Below are 732 nucleotides of genomic sequence, written 5' to 3' on the forward strand. Positions count from 1 at the left end.
AGCTCGATCGCCTTGTCGCCCTGCAGGCGCCGACGGTCTCGGCCGAGGATCGTGCGAGACTGATGGCTCTCGGGAAGGACCTCGCCCAGGCCTGGGACAGCCCGGGTGCTTCGGTCGAGACGCGCAAGAAGATCATTCGCTTGTTGGTCAAGGAGATCATCGTCGATGTCGTGGACGACACTTTGGCCATCATCATCCACTGGCAAGGCGGCGATCATACGCGCCTCATCGTGAAGAAGAACAAGATCGGTCAGACCCGCTGGACGATCAAAGGCGATACCCTTGATCTTGTACGGGTACTGGCCCGCCAGATGCCGGATCTGTCGATCGCCGCCGTCCTGAATCGCGCCGGCAAAACGACCGGAAAGGACAACAGCTGGACGCGCACCAGGGTCTGTGGCCTCCGCAAGACCCATGGCATCGCACCCTACCGTGACGGCGAACGGGCCGAGCGTGGCGAAGCGACGCTCGATGAAGCGGCTGCAATCCTGCAGGTCAGTCCGTCAACTATTCGCCGCATGATCAACCGCGGCACCGTGGCAGCGAATCAGCTATGCAAAGGGGCACCCTGGATCATTCGCCTCTTGGATCTTGAGGATAATGCGGTGCGGCGTGAAGCTGATGCGAGGCGATCACAGCATGGCAAGCGTCCGGCGTCTGATGATCCGCGCCAAAATGTCCTTAGTCTATAAGGCGATCGACAGATGAGCAGTATAACGCACCGCCGTCGGC

1 protein-coding gene is annotated in these 732 nt (G+C 60.7%); it reads left to right on the plus strand.

Features of this window, described 5'->3' with window-relative positions:
• Positions 1 to 62: 62 nt before the first annotated feature.
• Positions 63 to 692 (plus strand): helix-turn-helix domain-containing protein, encoded by a 630-nt coding sequence (locus NKJ94_RS37450; RefSeq protein ID WP_352532811.1) that lies wholly within the window; start codon positions 63 to 65, stop codon positions 690 to 692.
• Positions 693 to 732: the final 40 nt, after the last annotated feature.

The organism is Mesorhizobium sp. M0060 (genome assembly GCF_040323155.1).
In the GTDB taxonomy this organism is placed as follows: domain Bacteria; phylum Pseudomonadota; class Alphaproteobacteria; order Rhizobiales; family Rhizobiaceae; genus Mesorhizobium.

Bases quoted from the DNA above. Each gene is read 5' to 3' on its own strand.
- NKJ94_RS37450 (WP_352532811.1), top strand. From the start codon at position 63: ATGGCTCTCGGGAAGGACCTCGCCCAGGCCTGGGACAGCCCGGGTGCT.